This window comes from Streptomyces sp. NPDC097640, assembly GCF_040302705.1.
In the GTDB taxonomy this organism is placed as follows: Bacteria; Actinomycetota; Actinomycetes; order Streptomycetales; family Streptomycetaceae; genus Streptomyces.
In genome coordinates this window covers 20,151-45,675 of the sequence record NZ_JBEOSB010000036.1, presented here as the reverse complement: position 1 = coordinate 45,675, position 25,525 = coordinate 20,151, and the positions used below count along the sequence as shown (strand labels likewise).

The window sequence follows — 25,525 nt, the reverse complement described above, 5'->3', positions numbered from 1 at the left end:
CCCGCGGTCCATCCACACTCCAGCACCGAGAATCGGGCCATCAGCATGCCTTCTTCGTCCCGCCACCCGTTCGCCGACTGGCTTCGCACCCATGCCGTCCCCCTCACCCATCTCGACCGTGAGGCGCCGCTCGACGATCTCGAGCCACTGCGCGACATCGTCGGCGACGCCCGCGTCGTCGCGATCGGCGAGAATTCCCACTTCATCAGCGAGTTCGCGCTCCTGCGCGAGCGCATCCTGCGGTTCCTGGTCGAACGCTGCGGCTTCACCGTCCTGGCCTTCGAATACGGCTTCAGCGAAGGCTTCCCCCTCGACGCATGGGCCCAGGGCGAGGGGGCGGACGACGACCTGTCGGCCCACCTCGCCGGAGCGATTCCCGTGGGAGTCGGTGGGCCGCTGCGCTGGATGCGCGGGCACAACCGCACAGCCTCACCACCGGTGCGTTTCGCCGGCGTCGACATCCCGGCGGCCGGTGGGTCCCTGCTCCCCGCCCTGGCCCCGGTCGCCGACTACCTGCGCCACATCGATCCCGAGACCCTGCCGGCGGTCGAGACGGCAATGCGGATCGCCGAACCGTTCGCCGGTGGCTCCGCGGCCGACGCCGCGCCCGCGTGGGCGCGCCTGGCCACCGCCGAACAGGACGCCCTCAGCGCGACCCTGACGCGCCTGCTCATCCGGTTCCGCGCCCTCGAGCCTCTGTATGTCTCCCGCGGCGGCCAGCAGAGCTACGACATCGCCTTGCGACGCCTCGAAGGCGCCCTCCACGGCGACTACACCTTCCGTGCCATGGCCGGCCTCTTCGCCGGCACAGGGCTGACCGCCGACACCTCGGCCCGGGACGTCTACATGGCCGAGTCGGTCCTATGGCACCTGAAGCGCTTCGAACCCGGCACCCGCGTCGTGCTGGTGGCTCACAACGCCCACATCCAGAAAACGCCGGTCTCCTTCAACGGCCACCTCACGGGGCTCCCGATGGGACATCACCTGCGCCGCGCGCTCGGCGACGAGTACGTCGCCCTCGGCCTGACGAGCACCACGGGACACACCGCGGACATGCGCCGGGACGAGAACGCACGGTTCGGTTTCACCATCGACGCCACCGCGCTGGAGCCGCCCGAGCCGGGAAGCATCGAAGCGGCCTTCGCCGATGCCGGGCTCGGGCTCAGCATCGCCGACCTTCAGCAGGCACGCCACGAGGCCCCCGGCGGCTCCGGCCTTGCCCCGGGCCCCGACCGCATCCGGATACAGAGCGCCTACCTGCACACCCCCATCCTCGAGGCGTTCGACGCCATCCTCAACACCCCGACCTCCACCGTGGCCGACAACCTCGACAACTTGTGAGACACCATCACGCGGTGTTCCTCGGCTGGTTCGGCACACCGTGAGCGTTTGCGTGTGGGCTTTCACTCCCCAGGCAGCGCAGCGCCTGCATGGCCTCGCGCTCAATGCGTGAAAGATCGCGGAGGATGGTGCCTGCCTGTACGAGGGGCTGCGCATCGCCTGACTCACCGGCCTTTGTGATCAGTGCCGCGACTTCCGTCCACAGGGTGGCTGCCTCGGTGTAAAGCCTGTGGCCGGTGCGCAGGTGGTCGCTGTCGAGCTGTTGGGAGCATTCGGCGAGGAAGTCGCGGTAGAGGTTACGGAACAGGGCGCCGCCGGTGCCGGCCTTCTCCATCAAGAGGGCAGCCTGCGGTAGGTCCCGCTGCGGGGCGTCGGTCCGCTGGAGCCAGGTGCGTACCAGCTTGCCGGCCTTTTCGATGCCTCGGTGGCCGAGGTTGGCGATGGGCGGGTTGAGGAAGGCGTCGGCGCAGGCGGTGATGGCGGGAACGATCCGGTCCCGTGGGGAGGACGGGTTCCCCGGAGCGGTGAGGGTGAAGGACCGGTGTTTGGCGGCCATCGGTCCACGTGCGGCCCTGGCCTCGGCGAGGCTCGCCAGGCTGGTGGATACGGCTCCGCCCTGCTGGTCGGTGTCCACCAGATAGGCGTCGCGGTCGTCGTAGCCGTACATGGCGACGACATGACCGCCGAAGTGCACCTTCGACCCGAAGTAGTCCAGGTGGTAGCTGTCGAGCTGTAGTCCCACCGGGTGGCCGGCGTCGATGGGGGCCACCACGTTCTCCCATGCCCTGCGAGGGGAGGTGGTCTCCTGGACCAGGAGTTCCAGCCCGAGTGTGGTGGCCAGGTTCCTGGTGAGGTCGAAGGGCTTGACCCGTCCCCCGAGGAAGGGGAAGCCCATGTTCTTGCTGTCCCAGTAGATGAAGGACAGACCGGAACCGAGGCCGAAGAGCATGGGTTCGGACAGATCGAGCCCCTGGTGCCGCAACAGCACCCCCAGAGCCGTCGTCTCGCAGTGCTGCGTACCGCGGACATCAAGGTCTATCACCGTGGTCATGCCATGCTTCCCTGGATGTAGAGGCCTCTGCCGACCCGACGCGAAAGGCCTCACGTACGGCGCTTCGTCTTGCACGCCATCATGGTGGACTCTCCCACGGTGGGAGAGTCCACCAGCCCCCTGCTCCTAACCTGCTCGACCGTCTTTGGGACGTCGGCGGTCTCGGACTGGCCATAGGCGAGCCGGGTGTCGTAGCGGCGGAAGACAAAGTGGACGTCGTCCCAGGCGAAGTGGCCGAGACGGTTGGTGGCGAACTGCCACTCCCAGCCCTGTGCGGTGCAAGGACTCCGTATGACGTACGGACAGCGGGGGCGCCGGCGATCGCGCCTGTATACCGTCGTCCGGCCGCCCGGGCAAACCCTGTACGGGCAGGATCATCGTATCGAGTTAATACCAACGGCTTCTCACGGCCGTCCGGGCGCAGCGGCCGTTACTGTTCCCCGGGATCTGGACGGATTCCCGGATGTTTGCCCCTTCTTTTTCCTCTTTCCCGGTGACGCGCGCACGCCGACCATGCCCTGATCAAGGAGAGCTCGCCCGATGACTGTTGAGACCAGTCCGGAAGCACAGCCGGTGCCGCCTCGGCAGTCCGGCAGCCTGTCCACTGCGGCTGCCCGCAACCTTGCCACCACGACCAAGTCCGCCCTGCAGATGCAGGGGATCACCTCTCGCTGGCTGCTGCGGACGCTCCCCTGGGTGGAGGCCAAGGGCGGTACCTACCGGGTGAACCGCCGGCTGAGCTACACCGTCGGCGACGGGCGTGTGGCGTTGGTGCAGGACGGTGCCCACGTCCGGGTGATCCCCCGCGAGCTCGGCGAACTGGCCGTGCTGCGCGGATTCGAGGATGTGGAGCTGCTGACCGCGATCGCCGACCGGTGCGTGCAGCGCGACTTCCGGGCCGGCGAGGTGCTGGTCGAGCGCGGAACGCCCGCTGAGCAGCTCCATCTGATCGCCCACGGCCGCATCAGCCGGACTTCCGTCGGCAAGTACGGCGATGAGGTCGCCGTCGCCGTACTTGCCGATGGCGACCGGTTCGGTGAGGCAGCCCTGTTGGACGCGGAGGCCCGGTGGGGCTACACCGCCACCGCCGAGACCGCCGGCATCGTGCTCACCCTGTCCCGCGCCGACTTCGCCGCCGTGGTGTCCGCGGCGCCGGGCCTCCAGGCGCACATCCAGCGGTACGGCTCACGTCTCCGCGAGCGGCAGAACCGTCATGGCGAGGCCGAGATCGCGCTGTCGGCCGGCCACACCGGCGAACCCGAACTGCCCGGCACGTTCGTCGACTACGAGCTGAAGCCGCGGGAGTACGAACTCTCCGTCGCGCAGACCGTTCTGCGGGTCCACACAAGGGTCGCCGACCTTTACAACGGGCCGATGAACCAAACCGAGGAGCAGCTCAGGCTCGTCATCGAGGCGTTGCGCGAGCGCCAGGAGCACGAGCTGATCAACAACCGGGAGTTCGGGCTGCTCCACAACGCCGACTTCAAGCAGCGCATCCAGACCCACTCCGGCCCGCCCACCCCGGACGACCTCGACGAGCTGCTCTGCCGCCGCCGAGGCTCCAAGTTCTTCCTCGCCCACCCCAGGACGATCGCGGCGACCGGGCGTGAGTTCAACTCCCGCGGGCTCTATCCGTTCGGCGTGCTGGAGAACGTGCAGATCGCCCGCACGCCCGACTAGACGGCCCAGACCTCCCGGGACAGCCACCCATCCCGCCAAGGAGCCACCGATGCCCGAACCTGAGCCTTCCCCTCCGCAGTCGAGTCCGCCCGCGGCCGCCAGCGGCGGCCGCCCCCTTGTGCCGTCCCCGCCCATCCTGTCTGCCGTCGATGTTTCCGCCGCCGAGGTGCGGACGCCGGGCGCCGGTCCGGACCGGATCCTGGGTGGTCCCAGTGGCCTGGGCACGGCCGGTCTGCGTCTGGTCCGACAGGAGGAGCCGCCAACGCTCCCGGAACCTCCGGCGGCTACGGCTACGGCTACGGCCGCCGCTGGAGGGAATCCGATTCCTGGTCTGTACTACCACCCGGTGGCGGAGCCCGACCCCGTACGGGTGGAGGAAGTCGGCCGCAGGATCAAGGCATGGGCGCTGGACGAGGTCGATCTGTACCCCGAGGAGTGGGAGGAGGAGTTCGACGGCTTCTCCGTGGGGCGCTACATGGTCGTCTGCCATCCGGACGCCCCGACCGTCGATCACCTGATGCTCGCCACGCGGCTGATGGTCGCGGAGAACGCGGTGGACGACTGCTACTGCGAAGACCACGGAGGCTCGCCCATCGGCCTGGGCGGACGCCTTCTGCTGGCCCACACCGCCCTCGACCCCCTGCACACCACCAGGGAATACCAGCCCCAGTGGGCGGAATCCCTCCACGCGGACGCACCCCGGCGTGCCTACCGCTCCGCCATGGAGTACCTCCTCCAAGTGGCCAGCCCTTCCCAGGCCGACCGGTTCCGGCACGACATGGCCCGGCTGCACATGGGGTACCTGGCCGAGGCCGCCTGGGCCCAGACGGACCACGTCCCCGAGGTGTGGGAGTACCTGGCGATGCGCCAGTTCAACAACTTCCGCCCCTGCCCCACCATCACCGACACCGTCGGCGGCTACGAACTGCCCGCGGACCTGCACGCCCTGCCCGCCATGCAACGGGTCATCGCGCTCGCCGGCAACGCCACCACCATCGTCAACGACCTCTACTCCTACACCAAGGAACTCGCCTCCCCCGGCCGCCACCTCAACCTCCCCGTGGTGATCGCCGAACGCGAAGACCTCCCGGACCGCGAGGCCTACCTGAAGGCGATCGAGGTCCACAACGACCTCATGCACGACTTCGAGGCCGAGGCCACCGCTCTCGCCACCGCCTGCCCCGTCCCCAGCGTGCAGCGCTTCCTGCGCGGCGTGGCCGTATGGGTCGACGGCAACCACCACTGGCACCAGACCAACACCTACCGCTACACCCTGCCCGACTTCTGGTAAGAAGAATGGACCTGTCCGTGACCAGCACCGAGCTCACCACCGACGCCACCCCCGCCAACGCCCCCTTGTTCATCCCCGCCCCGGTGACGCCCTACCAGGGGGACATCGCCCGCTACTGGGACCACGAGGCCAGGCCCGTGAACCTGCGTCTCGGCGATGTCGACGGCCTTTACCACCACCACTACGGCATCGGCGACGTCGACCACGCCGCGCTCCGCGACGCGGACGACAGCGCATACGAGAGGAAGCTGATCGCCGAGCTCCACCGCCTGGAGTCGGCGCAGGCCGAACTCCTCCTGAACCATCTCGGCCCCATTGGGCGCGACGACACCCTCGTGGACGCCGGCTGTGGCCGTGGCGGCTCGATGGTCATGGCCCACCAGCGCTTCGGGTGCAAGGTCGAGGGCGTCACCCTGTCGGCCAAGCAGGCCGACTTCGCCAACCAGCGTGCCCGCGAACTCGGCATCGAGAACCACGTCCACGCCCGCGTCTGCAACATGCTCGACACGCCCTTCGAGACCGGGCGGGCCGCGGCCTCGTGGAACAACGAGTCGAGCATGTACGTCGACCTGCACGACCTCTTCGCCGAGCACTCCCGGATCCTCGCGGTCGGCGGTCGCTACGTGACCATCACCGGCTGCTGGAACCCGCGTTATGGCCAGCCCTCGAAGTGGGTCTCCCAGATCAACGCGCACTTCGAATGCAACATCCACTCCCGCCGGGAGTACATGCGCGCCATGGCCGACAATCGCCTCGTGCCACAGGCCGTCATCGACCTCACTCCCGCGACGCTGCCCTACTGGGAGCTGCGGGCCACGTCCTCGCTGGTCACGGGCATCGAGGAAGCGTTCATCAACTCCTACAAGGACGGCTCCTTCCAGTACCTCCTGATCGCATCCGACCGCGTCTGACCACCTGACGGCTGAAAGGGCCGGGCCCGTCCCTGACGGACCCGCCCCTTTCAGCGCACCCCGGGGTCGGGCAGCGGTTCGAGTTCGGTCACCGCGTACTCGACCCGAACCTCGTCGGCCAGCTTCAGCGCGCCGAGGAAAGCGGTGTACGGCTTGATCCCCCAGGTGGACTGGGTGACCGTCGCCCAGCCGCACACCATTCCATCGCCGTCGCTGCCACCGTGCACGGTCGCCGTGTGTGTCCGGCCCTTGATGGTGAGATCCCCGGTGATCTCGAAGGACGGAAGCGTTCCCGTGATGCTCGTGGAGCGAAAGGTGATCGTGGGGTGCCGCGCGGTGTGCAACAGGGCCTCCCCCTCCAGCGTCCTTTTGATCTCGGCCCGGTCGGCGTCGGTGAGGGGTTTGAGCCCGCCGGTCCCCTCCCGGACAGTCAGGGAACCCGTCTCGACCGTCACGGTCACCGATGACCGCCCGGGATCGTCGGCGACGACCACCGCGCTCCCCGACCAGCGGGTGGCCTCGATGGTGAGGTCGTGCCCCGCCTTCCGGCCGAGCCCGGCGCGGCTGGTCTTGATCAGCAAACGGCCCGTCGGCGGCCCGAACCCGTACGCCCCATCACTCAATGTCACGGATCTGACTGTACGTGACGAATAGGGACCGGCGGGCGCGCGGACGGCCGCGTCAGGGAACGCCGGCGAGCCGCAGCAGCGCGGCCGTGCCCGCTGCGGCGAGCACCACGACGAGGAACGGCGCTTTGCGCCAGGCGAGCGCTCCGCCGACGATGACCCCGATCGGGCGGGCGGGGCCGGCGAAGCCGCCGCTCTCGGTGAGCGCCGCTGTGGCCGTCAGTGCGGTGAGCAGGACCACCGCCGAGACTTCCAGCAGCTTCTCGGCCCGTTTCGGGAAGGTGACCTTGGCCCGCAGGGCCGGTCCCGCGAGGCGGAGCAGGAAGGTACCGGCCGCCAGGGCCAGCATCGCCGCCAGCAGCGCTACGGCATGACTCAACGCACGGCTCCTTCCGTGGCCTTGGCGGCGAACAGCGGCAGCGCGGCGAGGGCGACCAGTACCGGGAGCCCGGCCGGCAGAAACGCGCTGACGGCCAGTGTCAGCGCGGCGCCGGCCAGCGCCGTTCGCCGTACTGGCCGTTCCTTCATCGCGGGGAGGATCAGGGCGAGGATCACCGCGGGGAACATGGCGTCCAGGCCGAGGGCCGCGGTGTCCTCCACGACGCTGCCGAGGAGCGCGCCCAGCGCGGCGCCGGCCGGCCAGCAGACCAGGATGCCCAGTCCGCAGGCCCAGTACGCGGCCCGCTTGCGTGGCAGTCCGTCCTGGGCCATGGCGAAGACGACCGTCTCGTCGTTCATCAGATGGGTGCCGAGCAGTCCGCGCCAGCCCCGCCCGAGCACATCGGGGACCGCCAGTCCGAACGGCAGGTGGCGGGCGTTGACGAGGAGCCCGGCCAGCAGTGCGGCGATCGGGCTGCCCCCGGCGGCGATGATGCCGACGAACAGGAACTCGGACGACGCGGCCAGGACGAGCGCCCCCATCAGGACCGGGAACCACCATGCGAACCCTGAGGTGACCGCGGTGGCGCCGTAGGAAACGCCGATGACCCCGACGGCCAGGCAGACGAGCGCGATGTCGCGCAGCAGCCTTCCACCCAGTGTTCTCCATAACGAACGCATGGCGTTTATACTGAACACCCCCTGCCGTGTTCGTCAAGGAGAACCACCGACCATTGGAGCGAACCCGCGTGTCCGAGGCCGACCCCGCCGACCCTGCGCTCAAGCCGCCGCTCGAAGTGATCGCCGCGTCCCTGCGGGCGGCACGCGTCCGGGCAGGGCTGTCCCTCACCGAGGTGGCCCGCCGGGCCGGGCTTGCCAAGTCCACGCTCTCGCAGTTGGAGTCCGGCACCGGAAACCCCAGCCTGGAGACGCTGTGGGCGCTCTGCGTGGCCCTGGAGATCCCGTTCTCCCGGCTGTTGGCCGTCCCCCGGCCGCAGGTCCAGGTGATCCGCGCGGGAGAGGGACCGGGCATAGGCGCCGCCCAGAGCGACTACCGGGCCACCCTCCTCGCCGCCTCCCCGCCCGGGGCCCGGCGGGACGTCTACAGCATCGCGGCCGAGCCCGGCCCGCAGCGTTCCTCCGCCCCGCACCTGCCCGGAGTCGTGGAGCATGTGGTGATCAGCGCGGGCCGGGCCCTGGTGGGCACCGCCGACGAGCCGGTGGAGCTCCGCCCGGGCGACTACATCTGCTACCCGGCCGATGTCCCGCACGTCTTCCAGGCGCTGGAGCCCGCCACCCGCGCGGTGCTCGTCTCGGAGCATCTCTGACCTTCAGTGCCCCATGCCCAGGCCGCCGTCCACCGGCAGGACGGCGCCTGAGATGTAGGCCGCGTCCTCGGAGGCGAGGAACCGTACCGCCGCCGCCACCTCCGCCGCCTGTGCACTGCGTCCCAGGGGCACCTTGCTCAGCATGGCGGCCCGCTGTTTGTCGTTCAGCGCCTTGGTCATGTCCGTCTCGACGAATCCCGGCGCGACCACATTGCAGGTGACGCCCCGTGAGCCGAGCTCGCGGGCCACGGACCGGGCGAAGCCGACCAGGCCGGCCTTCGAGGCCGCGTAGTTGGCCTGCCCGGCCGCGCCGAGCAGACCGACCACCGAGGAGATCAGCACGATCCGCCCCCGCCGCGCCTCGACCATCTCCCCGGCGGCCCGCTTGACCACTCGGAAGACCCCCATCACGTTGGTGTCCAGCACCTCCGCGAAGTCCTTGTCGGCCATCCGCAGCAGCAGCCGGTCCCGGGTGATGCCGGCGTTCGCCACGAGTACCTCCACCGGGCCGTGCGCCGCCTCCACCTCCTTGTACGCCCGCTCCACCTGATCGGCTTCGGTGACGTCACATGTGACGGCGAGGCAGCCGAGCCGGGTCGCGGCCTGCGGCGGCTCGCCCGTCCGGTAGGTCAGCGCGACCCTGTCGCCGGCCTCCGCGAAGGCATGGGCGACCGCGAGGCCGATGCCCCGATTCCCTCCGGTCACCAGGACCGAACGGCTCATGATTCCCACGCACCCTTTCCCCACGCCGGTCAGGCGATCTTGTGAACCCAGCCGAACGGGTCCGGCCGCGCGCCGGTCTGGATTCCCGTCAGCTCCGCGTGCAGTCGCGAGGTGACCGGGCCGGGCGTCCCGCCGCCGATCGTCCAGTCGCCGTCCGCGCTCCTGACGAAGCCGACCGGCGTGACCATCGACGAGGTGCCGCAGGAGAACACCTCGGTCAGCGCCCCCGACTCGGCGTCGGCCCGCCACTGCTCCACGCTGATCCTCCCCTCCTCGGTCCGGTAGCCGAGTTCGGCCGCCAGCGCCAGCACCGAGTCCCGGGTGACCCCGGCCAGCAGCGTCCCGGACAGCTCCGGCGTGACCAGCCTCGTGCCGTAGACGAAGAACAGGTTGCTGGTGCCCATCTCGTCCACCCACCGGCGCTCCACGGAGTCCAGCCACACCACCTGGTCGCAGCCCATCTCCCGGGCCTGCGCCTGGGCCACCAGGGTGCCCGCGTAGTTGCCGCCGCACTTGGCCTCGCCCGTGCCCCCGGGAGCCGCCCGTGTGTAGTCCCGTGAGAGCCACACCGCGAGCGGTTTCGCCCCGGCCTTGAAGTAGGCGGCCGCCGGCGAGGCGATCACCATGAACCGGTAGGCGGCGGACGGCCCGTAGAAGCCGATCGTGTGCTGCGTGGCGATCATGAACGGCCGTAAGTACAGGCTGTGCCCGGGCCGTTCCGGGACCCAGTCCCGGTCGGCGGTGACCAGGAGCTCGAGGGCCTCGACGAAGGTTTCCTCGGGCAGCTGCGGCATCGCCATCCGCGCGCTGGAGCGGTTGAACCGGGCCGCGTTGGCGTACGGGCGGAAGGTCACCACGGTGCCGTCCGGGCGCCGGTACGCCTTCATGCCCTCGAACACCTCCTGTCCGTAGTGGAAGACCTGGGCCGACGGGTCGAGCACCAGCGGTCCGTACGGATGCAGCCGGGCGCCGTGCCAGTCCCGCCCCCGGTCCCAGTCGATGCTGATCATGTGGTCGGTGAACACCTCGCCGAAGGCGGGGGCCTCCAGCAGCGCCGCCCGCTCCGCGGCGGGCAGCGGGACGGCCGTCTCGGTGGTGAAGGTGATGGTCATGGGCGCTCCGAGGCAGGGGGTTGCGGCGTACAGGTCACAGGGGGGTGTTGGCGTGCTTGCGGGACGGCTGCTCCGCATGCTTGGTCCGCAGCATCCGGAAGGCGCGTACCAGCACCGACCGGGTCTCGGCGGGGTCGATCACGTCGTCGACCAGCCCGCGCTCGGCCGCGTAGTAGGGGTGCATCAGCTCCGACCGGTAGTCCTTGACCATCCGGGCCCGCACGGCCTCCGGGTCGGCCGCCGCCGCGATCTGTTTACGGAAGATAACGTTCGCGGCGCCCTCGGCGCCCATGACCGCGATCTCGTTGGTCGGCCAGGCGTAGGAAAGATCAGTGCCGATCGAGCGCGAGTCCATCACGATGTACGCCCCGCCGTACGCCTTGCGCAGGATCAGCTGTACTCGCGGCACCGTAGCCTCACAGAACGCGTACAGCAGCTTCGCCCCGTGCCGGATCACCCCGCCGTGCTCCTGGTCCACCCCCGGCAGAAAGCCCGGCACATCCACCAGGGACAGCAGCGGAATGTTGAACGCGTCGCACATGCGCACGAAGCGGGCGGCCTTTTCACTGGCCTTGATGTCGAGCACCCCGGCCAGCGCGATCGGCTGATTGGCGACGATGCCGACCACCTGCCCGCCGAGCCGGGCAAGACCGCACAGGATGTTGGGGGCCCACCGCTCATGGACCTCCAGAAAGTCGCCGTGGTCGACGATCTCCTCGATCACCCGGCGCATGTCGTACGGCAGCCTGCCCTCGGCCGGAACCAGGCCGAGCAGCGCCTCGCCGCGCCGGTCGGCGGCGGCCGTGCACGGTGCGGAGGGCGGGGCCTGCTGGTTGTTGGACGGCAACAGGGAGAGCAGGTAACGGACCTCGCTCAGGCAGGTCGGCTCGTCCTCGTACACGAAGTGGGACACGCCCGACAGCTCCGCGTGCACATCGGCGCCGCCGAGCCGCTCCTGGGTGACGTCCTCACCGGTCACGGCCTTCACCACGTCCGGCCCGGTGATGAACATCTGCGAGGTGCCGCGCACCATGAACACGAAGTCGGTCAGCGCCGGAGAGTACGCCGCGCCGCCCGCGCAGGGCCCCAGGATCACCGATATCTGCGGTATCACCCCGGAGGCCCGCACATTGCGCTGGAAGATCCCGCCGTAGCCGGCGAGGGCCGACACGCCTTCCTGGATCCTGGCCCCGGCCCCGTCGTTGAGCGAGACCAGCGGCGCACCGGCCGCGATGGCCATGTCCATGATCTTGTGGATCTTCTCGGCGTGCGCCTCCCCGAGCGCTCCACCGAAGATCCGGAAGTCATGCGCGTAGACGAACACGGTGCGGTCCTCGACCGTGCCCCAGCCTGTGATCACACCGTCCGTGTGCGGTCTGCGGTCCTCGATCCCGAAGCCGACCGCCCGGTGTCGGCGCAACGGTTCCACCTCGGCGAACGACCCCGGGTCCAGCAGCAGGTCGATACGCTCGCGGGCGGTCAGCTTGCCCTTTGCGTGCTGCGCCCGGGTCGCGCGGTCGCTCGGGCCACGACGGGCCTGCTCCTTGGCGGCGTGCAGCTCGGCCACCCGCGCCCGGGTGTCCCGCTGAACGGTCGTCATCTGCTCTCACTCTCCTTCCGGGGCCGGCCGGCCGGTACGACGGCCCGTACGGCTGTGGCCGCGCGGCAGCGCTGCCGGTGCGCGCCCAGCCCCGCCACCTCCGCCTCCACCACGTCACCGGCCCGCAGATACGGCTGGTCCGGGCGGCCCAGGGCGACCCCGCCGGGCGTCCCGGTCAGCACCACGTCACCCGGGTGCAGCACCATGAACTGGCTGACGTACCAGACCAGGTGGGCCACGTCGAAGACCATGTCGGCGGTGGTCCCGTCCTGCATCAGCCGGCCGTTGACCCGGCAGGTCAGCCGCAGCCGCTGCGGATCGCCGGCTTCGTCCGGGGTGACCAGATACGGGCCCAGCGGGCTGAAGGACTCGAACGACTTGCCCTTCACCCACTGGCCGCCGCGCTCCAGCAGCCAGCTCCGCTCGGACACGTCGTCACCGGTGGCGAATCCCGCGACATGGGCCCGCGCGGCGGCGCGGTCCGGCAGATACTGGGCGCGCCGCCCGATCACCACGGCCAGTTCGACCTCCCAGTCGGTCTTCTCTCCGCCGGGCGGCAGCAGCAGATCGTCGTACGGGCCGACCAGGGTGGACGGCGCCTTGCTGGAGACGATCGGCTCGTCCGGCAGCGCCAGGCCCGCCTCGGCGGCGTGCATCCGGTAGTTGAGCCCGATCGACAGCAGATGCCCGCCCGGACGGACGGGCGGCCCGACGCGCTCGGCGGCCGGGTCGACCGCCGGCAGCCCGGCGGCCTCCCGCTCCAGCCGTGCCCCCAGCTCCCGCAGCGCGTCCGGGTCCAGGGCCGCACCCGTCCAGTCGGTCACCCACGCCGACAGATCCCGGACGATCCCGCCGGGGCCCACGGCGCAGGGCCGCTCCCCGCCCGGCGGGCCGATCCGCAGCAGCCGCATGTCAGCCGCCCCCCTGGGGGTCGTCGAGGTACTTCTCGAAGAAGCGGGTTTCGTCGTCGGTCAGCCGTCGGGGTCGGCCCGCCTGGTAGTCGAACGGCGCCATCACCGTCGAGGCGGCGGCGTACACGGTGTCGCCGTCCTTGACCGCGTAGTCGATGGCCACCGTCGCCGATTGGAGGTCGGAGACCCACATCTCGATCTCGACCGGCTCGTGCCGGTGCGTCAGCTGCCGCCGGTAGCGGATCCGGTGCTCCACGACCACCGAGCCGTCCCGGAAGAAGGCGTCGCCCTCGGTCGGTGCCATCCGGAAGATGAAGTCGACCCGGGCCTCCTCCAGATAGCGCAGGTAGGAGACGTTGTTGACGATCCCGTAGATGTCCATGTCGGACCAGCGGATCGGGCAGTGGTAGCTGTGCCGCGCCATCCCGTTCAGCTTCCCTCGGCGGTGCGGGCGGCGGCCGGGCCCAGGGCGCCGGTCCGCCGCTGGAAGGCGGCCACGTAGTCGTCCGCCGCGATCGGCGCCCGCAGCAGTTCCGGGGACAGGTTGAACCCGCCGGTCAGCGTGTCGGCGTACGGCTGGAGTTCCGCGCACAGGGCGTCCGCCTCCAGTGGCAGCCGCTCCACCTGCTCGGCCGTCAGCGCGCCGCGCGCCAGGAACCAGCCGGCGTCCCGTCGCACCTCGGTCAGCCCGTACAGCGCGGCCAGCAAGGCGAGCGCCGCCCTCGCCGTCTCGTCCCGCGCCGCGTCCACCGCGGCGGCGAGGCACTCCAGCGCCGTGCGCACCCCGCGCGCCCGGGCCATCTCCAGGCCGGTGTTGATGGTGCCGTTCCACGCCTCGAAGTACGTCCGGTCCTGGGAGTCGTCCGCCATGGCCGCCCGGGCCGCCCGGAGCAGTTCCTGTTCCCGGTGGCGCAGAACGGCCACCAGGAACGCCGGGTCGCGCAGGCTCCGGCCCCGCGGGTCGGGGGCCGCGCCCGGCTCCTCGACGTCGCTGCTCTGCGCGATGATCTGCCCCGCTGTGGTGGCCAGCAGGACCTGGTTGTCGCCCTCCGCGGTGACCAGTCCCTGGAGCAGCGACCCGTAGTCCGCGATCCGGTTGACGCTGAAGATGCCCTGGGCCCCGCAGCGCTCCCGGCAGGTGGCGATCACCTCGGTCATCTCCCAGGTGGTCAGCGCCTTGGTGATCGACACCAGATGGTTGAGCCCGGCCGGCGCGGCGTCCCGCGGCGCCCCTGTGAACTCCCGCTTGGCGTGGTTGAGCAGCAGGGTCATCGCGTATGTCCTGGCCAGCGCGGTGAACAGCGCGAGCTGGTGGCTGCGGTACTCGATGACCGGAAGGTCGTTGCGGCCGGGCGCGTTGGTGAGCCGCCGCGCCGCGTACCGCAGGGCGATGTACACACCGGCCCGGCCCGCGCCTGTCGCCGCGCTGGAGACGCACAGCCGCCCGGGCAGGATCCGGCTCATCGCGCGCAGGAACCGCCTGCGCCGGTTGCCGGAGGCCGGGCGGAAGGTGCCGTTCGCGTCGAAGCCGCCCATGTCGCCGTGGAGCAGGTTGCGGCGCGGGACCCGCACATGGTCGAACCATGTGAGGCCGTTGTCCAGGCCCTGCACCGGTTTCTCCGGGCACGGCGCCGCGTGCACGCCCTCGCACAGCCCGTCGCGGTCGCTGATCCGGACCAGGAACGGGAACACGCCGTGGTCCTTGCCGTCCGCCTTCAGCCGGGCCATCACCACGGCCAGCTTCGGGATGTCCTGGAACCCGCTGTACGACATGTACTTCTGCGCGAGCGCGTCGGGGGTGTTCAGCACGAACGTCTCGCTCCCGGCGTCGTACACAGCCTCGGTGCGCAGCGCGGCCACGTTGTTGCCGTAGCCCAGCTCGGTGGCCATGTACGGGCTGAACGAGTCCAGCCGGTCCAGTTCGTCGAACAGGTCCTTCAGGTCGTCCCGCGCGCCGTGCTCTACGACGGTGCCGAAGGCGAGGTTGTAGTGCACCATCAGCAGCGAGAACGTGGAGACGTCCACCAGTGACGGCCACTCGGCCAGCGCGAACAGCCGCCACGGGTCCGCCAGGATCTCCCGCGGGCGCTCCAGCCCGGCGTGCACGGCCCGCGACCGCTCGTAGGCCAGCTTCCCGGCCTCGTCCATGGTCAGCCCCTCACGGGGGTCGAACAAGGGGTCGAGCAACAGCTCATGGAGGTCCTGGTGCGTCTGCTCGTACCTGCCGTCGAAGAGCAGCCGGGACAGGTCGGCGGAGGCCGACGGGGTCATCTGTGGGTCCTTTCCCGCGGTTCGGATCGTGAAGACCGGCAGAAGGGTGGGCCGCCGCCGTCAGGCGGACGCGAGCAGCAGGGCGGCGTTCTGGCCGCCGAAGCCGAAGGAGTTGCTCAGCGCCACGTCCACGCGGCCGCGGCGCGCCGCGCCGTGCACGACGTCCACCTCCACCCTGGGGTCGACCTCGGTGGTGCTCGCCGTCGGCGGGAGCACACCGTGGTGCACGGTGAGCGCTGCGAACGCGGCCTCGATGGCCCCGGCCGCGCCCAGCGGATGTCCGGTGACCCCCTTGGTGGAGCTGACCTGGACGTCCGTCCCGGCGACGCGGCGGATCACCCCGGCCTCGACGACGTCGTTGAGCGGGGTGGAGGTGCCGTGGGCGTTGACGTACCCGATGTCCCGGCCGGTCAGCCCGGCGTCCTCGAGGGCCGCACGGACCGCCAGCTCGGCGCCCCTGCCCTCGGGGTGAGGGGAGGTGACATGGTGTGCGTCCGCGGAGGCGCCGTACCCGATCACCCGGGCCACCGGCCGCGCTCCCCGGGCGCGTGCGTGCTCCTCGGACTCCAGGACGACGACCCCGGCTCCCTCGCCGAGCACGAACCCGTCGCGGGCCGCGTCGAACGGGCGGGACGCGGTCCGCGGGGAATCCAGCCGCCGCGACAGGGCCCGCATCCGGGCGAACGAGGACATGTACAGCGGGGTGATCGGCGCCTCGGCGCCGCCGGCCACGACGATGTCGGCCGCCCCCGACCGGATCAGCTCCCGGCCCAGCCCGATCGCGCTCGCCCCGGCGGCGCACGCCGTGCACGGGGCCATGCAGGGCCCGTTGGCGCCGATGTCGATCGCCACTTGGCCCGCCGCCATGTTGAGCAGCCCCATCGGCAGGGTCAACGGGGACACCTCCGACGGCCCCTCCTCGATCATCACCCGGTGCTGCTCCTCCAGGGTCGCGGTACCGCCGGCGCCCGAGCCGAGGATCACGGCCACCCGCGCGCTGTCCGCCCACGCCCCGGGGCTGAGCCCGGCCTGTTCCAGGGCCTCGCGCGCGGCGACGATGGCGAACTGGGCGTAGCGGTCCCACTGCCAGGCGCCGCGCAGCCCGAGGCCGTCCGGGTCGAAGCCGGGCACCTTGCAGGCCATGGTCACGGGCAGGCCGTCCAGGTCGGCGTGGTGCGCCGCCGCCGGCCGGCCCTCGACCACGCGGTCCCAGTTCTCCTTGATCCCGATACCGGCGGGCGTGACCAGCCCGATCCCGGTGATCGCGGCGGCGAAACCGGTCATCGGACGGCGGCGCCCTTCTGCTCCACCATGGCGACGATGTCCGCGACGACGGAGATCTCGGACAGCTCCTCGTCGCTGATCACGATGCCCAGGCGCTTCTTCAGGGCGGTGGCCAGCTCGATCTGTGACAGTGAGTCGAGGCCGAGGTCGTCGAAGGTGGCCTCGGGCACCACTTCCTCCGGGTCGAGACCGAAGCGGGTGACGAAGACCTCGACGACGGAGTCGTGGGTGGAGCTCATGGTGTTTCCTCCTGGATCGGATGAAGGGACGAAGATCTGAGGATCAGTCGACGGGCTGGGCCTGGATGTCCGGCCAGTGCAGGGTGGTCGAGCCCCAGGACAGGCCGGCCCCGAAAGCGGACAGCAGCACCCGCTGGCCCGCCTCCAGGTCACCGCGGGCGGCGTAGTCGTTGAGCAGCAGGGGCACCGACGCCGCCAGGGTGTTGCCCACCCGGTCGATGTTGACCGCGACCCGCTCCCCGGGAAGCTCCAGTTCCTCCGCGACCGCCCGCACGATGCGGATGTTGGCCTGGTGGCCGACGAACCAGTCGACGTCCGCCACCGACCAGTCGGCGCGCTTGAGGACCGTCTGCGCCGACTGCGTCATCCGCTCGACGGCCTGGGCGTACAGCGGGCGGCCGTCCATCCGCAGGTACCAGTCCGCCGTCGGCACCGTGCCGTGCCCGGGCCCGCCGTCGGCGGAACGCTGCCGCGAACCGCCGGCCGGGATGGCGAGCAGATCGGCCAGCGCGCCGTCGCTGCCGAGGTCGAACGGGCCCAGCGCTCCGGGCTCGTCCGGCTCGCCGCGGCGCAGCACCACCGCGCCCGCGCCATCTCCGAAGATCGGTGCCGTGGCCCGGTCCTCCTGGTTCACCAGCGTGGTGAACGCCTCCGACCCGATGAACAGCACGGTGTCGGCGGTGCCGGAGCCGATCAGGCCGGACACGGTGGCGAGCCCGTACAGGAACCCACTGCACGCCGAGGTCAGATCGAAGGCGGCCACGGTGCCGAGGCCCAGCCGGAACGCGACCTCGGGCGCCACCGCCGGGCAGAGCCGCTCGGGCGAGGTGGTCGCCACGACCACCGCGTCCACCCGGGTCACCCCCGCGGACCGCATGGCCCGGGCGCCGGCCGCCACGGCCATGCTCCCCGTCGACAGGCCGTCGGAGACGACCCGGCGCTCCCGGATCCCGGTCCTGGTGCGGATCCAGTCGTCCGTGGTGTCCAGCGTGCGCGAAAGGTCGTCGTTGGTGACTGCCCGGGGCGGGAGGAAGCCTCCGATTCCCGTGAGTACCGCCGTCATTGACTCGCCCTCCTGATGGCCGCGTCCACGCCCTGAAGCCGGCGTTGAGTCAGGTTTTCCGATGGCCGGACGGCCGGGCAATTGGCCCTTGGTACACCCGGCGGGGCGTGTACCAAGGGCCAATTGCCCGCTCTCCCCGCCCGGTGCGAACCTCGCGAAGATGACCTCGACACCTTCTGAACTCGCAGGGCTCCTCCCGGCCGGACAGGTGATCACCGACCCGGCCCGGCTGGCGTCCTTCGCCCACGACGAGGCCGCCGGCGCGCCCTACGCCCTCCCGGCGGCCGTGGTGCGGCCACGTGACTCCGCCGAGGTCGCGGCGGTCGTGGCGTACTGCGCCGAACGAGGCGTGCCCGTGGTGGCCCGCGGTGCCGGCACCGGCCTGTCCGGCGGCGCCAACGCCGTCGACGGCTGTGTGGTCGTCTCCTTCGCCGCGATGGACCGCATCCTGCGCATCGACCCGGACGAGCGTCTGGCCGTGGTGCAGCCCGGCGCCGTGAACGACGACCTGCGGGCCGCGTGTGCCGCCAAGGGCCTCTGGTACCCGCCCGACCCGGCCAGCGCGCCCTGGTCCACCATCGGCGGGAACGTCGCCACCAACGCGGGCGGCCTGTGCTGCGTGAAGTACGGCGTGACCCGCGACTACGTGCTCGGCCTCGAGGTGGTCACCGGCCGCGGCCAGGTGGTCCGGCTGGGCCGGCGGACCGCCAAGAGCTCGGCCGGTTTCGAACTGGCCGGCCTGCTGGTGGGTTCCGAGGGCACCCTGGGCCTGGTCACCGAGGTCACCCTGCGGCTGCGCGGCGAGCGCGCCCAGGAGCAGACCGTCGTCGGCTACTTCGACGATCTGCCGAGCGCCGGTCGGGCCGTCGCCCACGTGGTGGCCTCCGGCGTCGTCCCCAGCGCCCTCGAACTCGTCGATCGCTACTGCCTGCGCGCCGTCGACGAGTGGAAGAACATGGGTCTCACCGACGGCGGCAACGTGCTGCTGCTGGCCCGCTGCGACGCGCCCGGGGCCGCCGGTGCCCAGGAGGCCGACACGGTGCTGGCCTGCTTCGAGGCCGCCGGCGCCGCCTGGAGCGCCCGCTCCGGCGACCCGGCAGAGGCGGACGCCCTGTTCGCCGCGCGCCGCCTGGTCTACCCCGCGCTGGAACGTCTGGGCATGGTGCTCAGCGAGGACATCTGCGTGCCGCGCACCCTCGTCCCCGAGATGTTCGCGCGTCTGGAGCACACCGCCGAGCGGCACGGCGTACGCATCGCGAGCATCGCCCACGCCGGGGACGGCAATCTGCACCCGATGCTGGTCGTGCCGCGCGGCGACGAGCGGGAACTGGCCCGGGGCCGGGAGGTCTTCGAGGAGGTGGTCGACGAGGCGATAGCGCTGGGCGGCACGGTCACCGGCGAGCACGGGGTGGGCCTGCTGAAGATGCGCGGCCTGGCCAGGGAGCTCAGCCCTGCCGTGCTGGAACTGCACCGCGGCATCAAGCGCGTGTGGGATCCGGCGGGGATCCTCAACCCGGGAAAGGTCTTCACGGTCTGACGACGGCCGCCGGCCCGCATCGCGGGACGGATCTCCAGGAGGGGAGCGCTCGCGCATCGCCGTTGTGCGTGACCACTTCCCAGGCGAAGGCGACGATGCCGGCCTGGAGTCTGGATTCCACGTCGAGTTTGGCCAGGATCTGCGCCACGTGGGCTTTTGCGGTGCGCTCGCTGATCGCGAGCACGCTGGAAATGGTGCGGTTGGAGGCACCCTCCCCCAGCAGGCCGAACACCTCCAGCTCACGCTGGGAAAGCAGCGTAATAGCGGCCAGGACGGCATCCCAGCTCTCACCATGAATTCCGGTCAAGGACATCATGATCCCCTCCACAGAACGCCGACAGCCCTGGCCCCGGATAAAGCAAAGGCTGGACGGCTTATGTCAATCTAATCGCGCCCCGGGGAAGAGATGTCCATGGTGTGCGTGTGTCCTCGTGATGTCGAAACAGTAGTGCGCGCCGAAATTTTTGAGATTCTTTCCCCATTCCGACTGGCGAATGGCGAAAGGCCGCTCCCGGCACTCGGGAGCGGCCTTTCCGCCGCTGCGGTCACGCCGTCGGGATCGTCAGCCGAAGCGACTCCATCCCGATGTTCGCGCGTACCAGCCTGGCCCGGTGCGAGGTGCCCTCGGCGATGGCGTACTCCGGGATCCGGCGGTGCCACTCCTCGAAGAGGAGCTGCATCTCCAGACGCGCCAGGTGTGTGCCCAGGCAGCGGTGCACGCCGACGCCGAAGCTGGTGTGCGGGTTGTCCGGGCGGTGGAAGTCGATGTCATGGGGGCGCGGCCAGCAGGTCTCGTCCCGGTTGGCCGTGGTCAGATGGGTGTTGACCAGGGTCCCGGCGGGGACGGGGCAGCCCGCGATCTCGACGTCCTCGGTGGTGACCCGGGGCAGGAACGGAGCCGGTGGGTCGAGCCGCAGCAGTTCCTCCACGGCGGCCGGCACGAGAGAGGGATCGTCCGCCAGCTCCCGGCGCCGCTCGGGATGGGTGGCCAGTCGCTCCATCGCGAGGCTCAGCGCGTCGGTGACGGTCTCCAGACCGGCGAGCACGAGCATGAGGCACACACCCATGGCTTCCGTGTCGGAGAGGCGGTCGTCGCCGTCGATGGACAGGATCTCGCTGAGGACATCGTCACCTGGCCGGGTGCGACGGGTCTCTATCAGCGTCGTCAGATAGCCGCCCAGGGCCATGGTCTGTGCCACTCTGGCGGCGCGCTCCTCGTCGGTGAGGGTCAGCTCGCCGGCGGCGTCGGCGGTGAGTTCGAGGGCTGCGTTCTTCGACTCGATGAAGCGGTCGCGGTCCTCCAGCGGCAGTCCCAGCAGGCTCAGCAGCGCCTGCGCCGGGAAGGGGACGGCGATGTCCGCGACGAAGTCGCAGCCGCCACGGGCCTGCACGGCCTCGACGAGATCGATGGCCTGGGCGCGCAGCGACTCCTCCAGGGCCCGGATCCGGCGCGGGCCGAAGAAGGGTTGCAGGATCCGCCGGTAGCGGGTCTGCTCGGGGGGATCGAAGGCCAGGGGGATGAGGGGGTAGCCGGTCTCCACGGCGTCGAACGCCTTCTTGGCGGAGAACCGGTTCGGTTCTCTGAGCACCGCCTTGACGGCGGCGAGGCTGGTCACCGCCAGGCCGTCGGCCATGCGCGCCGGCTCCGGGCCGGCCATCAGCATCCGCCAGGCGTCGTCCCGCCGCTCGGCCACCGGGAGGTCACTGACGGCGCGCACGGTGTCGCGGTCAACACTGGTCATGGGCAATGGATCCGTTCTTGGTCGCTCTCGCTGTTCATGGAGGTGGAGGTCGTACGGGAGTGCCGGGCCGGTGTTCCCAGGGCTCACACCCGGACCGGCATCCGGGCCGCGCCCCGCAGGCTGAGCAGACCGTTCCACTCGACGTCGCCGTCCAGGCTCAGCGCGGGGAACCGCCGCACCAGCTCGCCGATGGCCACCCTGCCTTCGATGCGGGCCAGCGCCGCGCCGAGGCAGTGGTGGATGCCGGCGCCGAAGGACAGATGACGGCGCGCGTTCTCCCGGTCCAGCCGGAGCTCCTCCGCGTCGGGACCCCAGAACGTCTCGTCGCGGTTGGCTCCGGCCAGGTTGGCGAGGATGAACGCCCCGGGCGGGATCTCGTAACCGCCGACGTGGTAGCTCTCCAGCGTCACCCGCCTGCTGTTGTGCACAGGAGCGTCGTAGCGCAGCAGCTCCTCGACGGCGTTCTCGATGAGGTCCGGCGTGTCGCGCAGGAGCTTCAGCTGGTCCGGGTTGCGCAGCAGCGCGAGGGTTCCGCCGGAGAGCAGGTTCACGGTCGTCTCGTGACCCGCGACGTACAACATGGCGACCTGGGCGACCAGCTCGTCGTGGGTGAGCGCGTCCCCGTTGTCCTCGGCGGTGATCAGTGCGGTGAGCAGGTCGTCGGCGGGGTGGTCCCGCTTCCAGGAGACGGCCTCGCCGACCAGGTCGAACAGCTCCGCGTCGGCCGCCTCGACGGCCCTCATCACCACGGGGTCGGTGGTGGGTTCGACGGAGCGCATCAGGGTGTGGGAGAGCATGCGCAGCCGTTCGTTGTCGGTCGGCGGCATGCCGAGCATCCGCGAGACCACGGTGAACGGCAGCGGGAACGCCAGTGCCTCGACCAGGTCGACGCTGCCGGCTTCGGCGATGGCGTCGAGCGCGTCGTCGACGAGCGAGCGGATCTGCGGCTCCATGGCGTTGATGGCCCGCGCGGTGAACGCCTTGGAGACCAGCTTCCGCAGCCGGGTGTGGTCCGAGGGGTCCCGGTCCAGCAGGGCCAGCCCCTTCAGGCGCGGCTCGTCCGTGACGCCCGCCTTCGCGTACGCGTCGCGGAACGGCCCGGGGGCGACGTGGCGTTGCTCGACGGAGAGCCCGGAGCGCAGCAGGGCGTCCACGTCCTCGTAGCGGGAGAGCATCCAGAAGCCGCCCGGATGTTCGTGGACCGGCACATGCCGGCGCACCTGGGCGTAGTGCGGGTAGGGATCGTCCATGAAATCCGGCGTGAACGGGTTGAAGATGACGGGCTCGCCCTGCGGCGGGGTACTCACAGTGAACTCCTGTTCGTTTGCATGCCTGGCGGTTGGGCGGTGAGTCGGGCTGCTGCTCCCTCCATCAGGGTGTCGGCGATGGACTCGACCGTGCGGGCCCCCCAGGGATGCAGCGCGGTTCCGGCGACCACCTGGTTGAACGCGCCCATCGCCGGGCCGCAGTGGACGAGGTAGTCGACCCGGAATCGCCGGTCGCCCGTCACCGCGAGGCGGTGGCCACGGTCGAAGTACTTCCGGAACAGGGCGGCCAGCTCGGCCGTCGGGTCCGCGCCCGGCTCCGCGGACGGCACGGGCTCTCCGCCCAGGTAGCGGTCGAGCACCTGGGTCCGGGTGCCGTCGTCGAGTTCGGCGAGTGAGGCGTGCCGGCGCCACAGCTCGTGGAGCCGGGACGCCCGGGCCGGAAAGAACAGCCCGCGTTTGAGATAGCGCGCCGGCACCCCGAGTTCGAACAGTTCGCCCCAGGGGGCGGTGTCCACGTCGTGCTCGCGGACCTCCTGAAGGATCTCCTTCACCTCGGGGCTGGTGGCGGCCTCCACCGAGCACTGGTTGACCGAGCCGGTCAGCACGTAGTCGGCGCCCATCCAGAAGGCCGCCGCCACGGCCTCCGGGGTGCCCATCCCGCCGGCGCATCCGATGTGCACCCGATGGCCGGGCAGGGCCGCCTCGTCCCGCAGCCGGAGCACCGTCGGCAGGAGCGTGAGCAGATCGGCCGTGGTGCTCAGCCAGCCTCCGTCCGCCTCGACGCACAGGTCGTCCGCCATGGGCCGCCCCGCGGCGGCGGCCGCCTCCTCCCGTGTCACCTCTCCTGCCGCGAGCAGCCGTGCGACCAGCGGCTCGGGCGGCGGTGCGAGGAATTCCCGGGCGATGTCGGTCCTGGAGACCTTCGCGAGGATCCGGCCGCCCTTGAGGCGGAAGCGGACCAGTTCCCGGGTGATCAGGGGGAAGCCGGACGCCTCGACCAGATCGACCCCGTGGCGCAGCAGCAGGTCGACCAGCGCGGCCTCCTGTTCCGGCGCCTCCTGCCGGTGGAGCAGGTTGGCCCCGAAGGCGCCGCCGGGTCCCAGGTCGTCGGTCAGGCCGCGCAGCTGCCGCTCCACCTCGTCGAGGGAGAGCCCGCCGGTTCCCAGGAAGCCGAGCAGGCCTGCCTTGGCCGCCGAGCGCAGCATCTCCCTGCCGGACACCCCTCCGTACATCGAACCGATCAGATAGGCGCGGCGCAGCCCGTACCGGGCGCGGAAGGTACGGGCGCCGAGCGAGTCGGCCGCGGGACCGTGGCGGCCGGTCACCGGCCCGGGGGCCGTCTGGGCGGGCGGGAGCGGTTCGGCGGCCGCCCTGATACGGGTGACCAGCTTGGTGAGCACCTGGCCGGGCCCCAGCTCGGTGAAGTCGAAGTCACCGTGGGCCATCAGCCGGCGCACGGTCTCGGTCCAGCGCACCGGTGAGGCGATCTGGGCGGCCAGACGTTCCTTGACCGTGTCCGCCGTGTACGGCAGGGCGTCGACGTTGGCGAGCACCGGAACGGTCGGCGGGCGAAGGGTGAAGCCGTCGAGGAAACGGCCGAACTCCTCGGCCGCCGGGCGCATGTAGCGGGAGTGCAGGGGCGCGCTCACGTTGAGCCGGACCGTCCGGGCGCCGGCGGCCTCGAAGGCGGCGCAGGCCGCGTCGATCCGTTCGCGCGGGCCGGAGATCACGAACTGGTCCATGGCGTTGTGATTGGCCAGGTCCAGGCCGTCGAGGCCGGGGTCGGCGAGGGTGCGGGTGACGGTCTCCTCGTCGGTCCCGATCACCGCGGCCATCGTGCCGCCGCCGGCAGCGGCCATCAGCTCGCCGCGCCGCCGCACCAGCCTCAGCCCGGTCTCGAAGTCGAAGACCCCGGCCGCGAACAGCGCCACGTACTCGCCGAGGCTGTGCCCGACCAGGTGATCCGGCGGTGCCGGGTCCTGGGCGAGACGGTCGAGATAGGCCAGCGCGCCGACCACGTACAGCGCGGGCTGGGTGAACTCGGTGCGGCCGAGGCGGCGCTGCGGATCGGTCAGGCAGAGTTCCTCGATCGAGTAGCCGAGGACGCGGTCCGCCGCCGCCGTCTGCTCGGGGAACCGCTCGAACAGCCCGCGGCCCATCCCCCGCCGCTGCGACCCCTGTCCCGGAAAGCCGTAGACCTTCATATCCGCCTTTCCTGGTGTCACGAGGGGTGTCCTGGGAGGAACGCGTTCCCGGACCTCGTCGAGCAGGTCGGTGTCCTTGGCGAACGGGCTGAGCAGCGGCATCGTCCGGGCACGGGGGCCGGCCGGGAGGATGGTGCGTACGAAGTTGTGCAGGGTGCCCGAGGGGCCGAGGTCGAGGTAGAGGAGGTCGCCCAGGCCGGCCAGCCGGGCCATGGCGCGCTCGAATTCGATCGGGTCACGGGCGACGTGCCAGAAGTGCTCCTCGGTCGGCCGCGCCACCAGCTCGCCGTTCCGGCAGGACACCCAGGGGATGCGCGGCGGCGCCAACGCCACTCCCGCGAAGCTGCGCCGGCAGTCGTCGAGGGCCTGGTCCATCAGCCGTGAGTGGAAGCCGTATTCGACCGGCAGGCGCAGGTGCACCACATCGGCCGCGCGCAGCCCCGCCTCGGCCCGGGCCAGGGCATCCTCCGAGCCGGCGACCACGAAGTTCCCCGGGTAGTTCCGGGCGGCGACCTCGCAGGCGCGCAGTTCGTCCACCCGGTCCAGCACCTCCGGCCCGGCGAGCACGGCGAGCATGCCCCCGCGGGGAGCCGAGCGCAGCAGATCCGCCTGCCGGACCAGCAGCCGCAGACAGTCGAACGGGTCGAGACTGCCCGCCACGACGGCCGCCGCGTACTCGCCGAGGCTGGAGCCGAGAACGTAGTCCGGTTCGATGCCCTCCGCCCGCAGGGTGCTGGCCAGCGCGAGCTCGATCATGACGATTCCCGGGTGGGTGATCCGGGTGTCGATCAGGGGATGGTTGCGGGGCTGGCCGGGGTCGAAGATCCGAACCAGGACCGACTCGCCGAGCTCCTCGGAGACCACCGCGTCGTAGCGGAGCAGTTCGGTGCGGAACGCCTCGTTGCCGTCGAAGAGCTCCTTTCCCATCCCGTAGTACTGCGAGCCCTGTCCGGAGAACATGAACA

22 protein-coding genes and 1 pseudogene are annotated in these 25,525 nt (G+C 71.0%); 6 read left to right on the top strand and 17 right to left on the bottom strand.

The annotated features are described in order from the left end of the window. Positions 1–45 precede the first annotated feature (45 nt). The gene (locus tag ABTY62_RS40265) at positions 46–1,341 is read left to right on the top strand and encodes an erythromycin esterase family protein (RefSeq protein ID WP_352134340.1); all 1,296 of its coding nucleotides are present in this window, start codon (positions 46–48) and stop codon (positions 1,339–1,341) included. A 7-nt stretch (positions 1,342–1,348) separates the two neighbouring features. Here the strand turns inward: ABTY62_RS40265 and ABTY62_RS40260 are convergent, their stop codons facing one another. Further along, on the bottom strand, positions 1,349–2,392 hold the full coding sequence (locus tag ABTY62_RS40260) for a BtrH N-terminal domain-containing protein (RefSeq protein ID WP_352134339.1): 1,044 nt from the start codon (positions 2,390–2,392) through the stop codon (positions 1,349–1,351). A gap of 540 nt (positions 2,393–2,932) precedes the next feature. Between ABTY62_RS40260 and ABTY62_RS40250 the strand changes: the two are divergent. The 3 genes and pseudogenes from ABTY62_RS40250 to ABTY62_RS40240 form a co-directional block, all read left to right on the top strand. Next, positions 2,933–4,027: pseudogene (locus tag ABTY62_RS40250) on the top strand (family 2B encapsulin nanocompartment shell protein); the annotation flags it as partial. Between the two features lie 94 nt (positions 4,028–4,121). Next, on the top strand, positions 4,122–5,363 hold the full coding sequence (locus ABTY62_RS40245) for a family 2 encapsulin nanocompartment cargo protein terpene cyclase (protein WP_352134338.1): 1,242 nt from the start codon (positions 4,122–4,124) through the stop codon (positions 5,361–5,363). 17 nt (positions 5,364–5,380) lie between these two features. Then, positions 5,381–6,274, top strand: a complete 894-nt coding sequence (locus ABTY62_RS40240) for a geranyl diphosphate 2-C-methyltransferase (protein WP_352134337.1) — start codon at positions 5,381–5,383, stop codon at positions 6,272–6,274. Between the two features lie 50 nt (positions 6,275–6,324). Here the strand turns inward: ABTY62_RS40240 and ABTY62_RS40235 are convergent, their stop codons facing one another. Genes ABTY62_RS40235 through ABTY62_RS40225 form a run of 3 tightly spaced genes read right to left on the bottom strand, consistent with a single transcriptional unit; the run spans position 6,325 to position 7,959 of the window. Beyond that, the gene (locus ABTY62_RS40235) at positions 6,325–6,903 is read right to left on the bottom strand and encodes a YceI family protein (RefSeq protein ID WP_352134336.1); all 579 of its coding nucleotides are present in this window, start codon (positions 6,901–6,903) and stop codon (positions 6,325–6,327) included. Positions 6,904–6,955: 52 nt separating this feature from the next. After that, positions 6,956–7,249 carry an AzlD domain-containing protein gene (locus ABTY62_RS40230; RefSeq protein WP_352134390.1) on the bottom strand — a complete coding sequence of 98 codons (294 nt, stop codon included), beginning with the start codon at positions 7,247–7,249 and terminating at the stop codon, positions 6,956–6,958. A 26-nt stretch (positions 7,250–7,275) separates the two neighbouring features. Next, positions 7,276–7,959 carry an AzlC family ABC transporter permease gene (locus tag ABTY62_RS40225; protein ID WP_352134335.1) on the bottom strand — a complete coding sequence of 228 codons (684 nt, stop codon included), beginning with the start codon at positions 7,957–7,959 and terminating at the stop codon, positions 7,276–7,278. 53 nt (positions 7,960–8,012) lie between these two features. Between ABTY62_RS40225 and ABTY62_RS40220 the strand changes: the two genes are divergently transcribed. Then, positions 8,013–8,606: a helix-turn-helix domain-containing protein gene (locus ABTY62_RS40220; protein ID WP_352134334.1), complete on the top strand. Its 594-nt coding sequence runs from the start codon at positions 8,013–8,015 to the stop codon at positions 8,604–8,606. A 3-nt stretch (positions 8,607–8,609) separates the two neighbouring features. Here the strand turns inward: ABTY62_RS40220 and fabG are convergent, their stop codons facing one another. From fabG to ABTY62_RS40175, 9 genes are read right to left on the bottom strand one after another with little or no spacing between them, the layout of a single operon-like run. Then, on the bottom strand, positions 8,610–9,329 hold the full coding sequence (gene fabG, locus ABTY62_RS40215; RefSeq protein ID WP_352134333.1) for a 3-oxoacyl-[acyl-carrier-protein] reductase: 720 nt from the start codon (positions 9,327–9,329) through the stop codon (positions 8,610–8,612). A gap of 29 nt (positions 9,330–9,358) precedes the next feature. After that, positions 9,359–10,441, bottom strand: a complete 1,083-nt coding sequence (locus ABTY62_RS40210) for a branched-chain amino acid aminotransferase (RefSeq protein ID WP_352134332.1) — start codon at positions 10,439–10,441, stop codon at positions 9,359–9,361. 34 nt (positions 10,442–10,475) lie between these two features. After that, entirely contained in the window at positions 10,476–12,041 is a 1,566-nt protein-coding gene (locus ABTY62_RS40205; RefSeq protein WP_352134331.1) for an acyl-CoA carboxylase subunit beta, read from the bottom strand. Further along, entirely contained in the window at positions 12,038–12,952 is a 915-nt protein-coding gene (locus tag ABTY62_RS40200) for a fumarylacetoacetate hydrolase family protein (RefSeq protein ID WP_352134330.1), read from the bottom strand. Before ABTY62_RS40200 ends, ABTY62_RS40205 begins: the two co-directional genes overlap by 4 nt. 1 nt (position 12,953) lies before the next feature. After that, positions 12,954–13,376, bottom strand: coding sequence for an acyl-CoA thioesterase (locus ABTY62_RS40195; protein WP_352134329.1), 423 nt, complete (start codon positions 13,374–13,376; stop codon positions 12,954–12,956). 5 nt (positions 13,377–13,381) lie between these two features. Beyond that, entirely contained in the window at positions 13,382–15,223 is a 1,842-nt protein-coding gene (locus ABTY62_RS40190) for an acyl-CoA dehydrogenase family protein (protein WP_352134328.1), read from the bottom strand. Between the two features lie 60 nt (positions 15,224–15,283). Further along, complete coding sequence (locus ABTY62_RS40185) at positions 15,284–16,507, bottom strand: beta-ketoacyl-[acyl-carrier-protein] synthase family protein (protein WP_352134327.1); 1,224 nt, start codon at positions 16,505–16,507, stop codon at positions 15,284–15,286. Beyond that, positions 16,504–16,746 (bottom strand): acyl carrier protein, encoded by a 243-nt coding sequence (locus ABTY62_RS40180; RefSeq protein ID WP_311728033.1) that lies wholly within the window; start codon positions 16,744–16,746, stop codon positions 16,504–16,506. The genes ABTY62_RS40185 and ABTY62_RS40180 overlap by 4 nt, the downstream gene beginning before the upstream one ends. Before the next feature lie 43 nt (positions 16,747–16,789). Further along, the gene (locus ABTY62_RS40175) at positions 16,790–17,809 is read right to left on the bottom strand and encodes a beta-ketoacyl-ACP synthase III (protein WP_352134326.1); all 1,020 of its coding nucleotides are present in this window, start codon (positions 17,807–17,809) and stop codon (positions 16,790–16,792) included. Positions 17,810–17,969: 160 nt separating this feature from the next. On the opposite strand from ABTY62_RS40175, the gene ABTY62_RS40170 reads away from it, so the two are divergent. Further along, positions 17,970–19,346, top strand: a complete 1,377-nt coding sequence (locus tag ABTY62_RS40170) for an FAD-binding oxidoreductase (RefSeq protein WP_352134325.1) — start codon at positions 17,970–17,972, stop codon at positions 19,344–19,346. On the opposite strand, the gene ABTY62_RS40165 is transcribed toward ABTY62_RS40170, so the two are convergent. The 4 genes from ABTY62_RS40165 to fabD all read right to left on the bottom strand — a co-directional run bounded on the left by ABTY62_RS40165 (position 19,336) and on the right by fabD (position 25,520). Next, positions 19,336–19,662 (bottom strand): response regulator transcription factor, encoded by a 327-nt coding sequence (locus ABTY62_RS40165; RefSeq protein ID WP_352134324.1) that lies wholly within the window; start codon positions 19,660–19,662, stop codon positions 19,336–19,338. The two genes, ABTY62_RS40170 and ABTY62_RS40165, sit on opposite strands and share 11 nt — an antisense overlap. Positions 19,663–19,891: 229 nt before the next feature. Next, complete coding sequence (locus ABTY62_RS40160) at positions 19,892–21,088, bottom strand: cytochrome P450 (protein ID WP_352134323.1); 1,197 nt, start codon at positions 21,086–21,088, stop codon at positions 19,892–19,894. Between the two features lie 83 nt (positions 21,089–21,171). Continuing rightward, positions 21,172–22,395 carry a cytochrome P450 gene (locus ABTY62_RS40155; RefSeq protein WP_352134322.1) on the bottom strand — a complete coding sequence of 408 codons (1,224 nt, stop codon included), beginning with the start codon at positions 22,393–22,395 and terminating at the stop codon, positions 21,172–21,174. After that, a complete protein-coding gene (fabD, locus tag ABTY62_RS40150) occupies positions 22,392–25,520 on the bottom strand; it encodes an ACP S-malonyltransferase (protein ID WP_502997616.1) in 3,129 nt (1,042 codons plus the stop codon). The genes ABTY62_RS40155 and fabD overlap by 4 nt, the downstream gene beginning before the upstream one ends. Between the last annotated feature and the right edge of the window lie 5 nt (positions 25,521–25,525).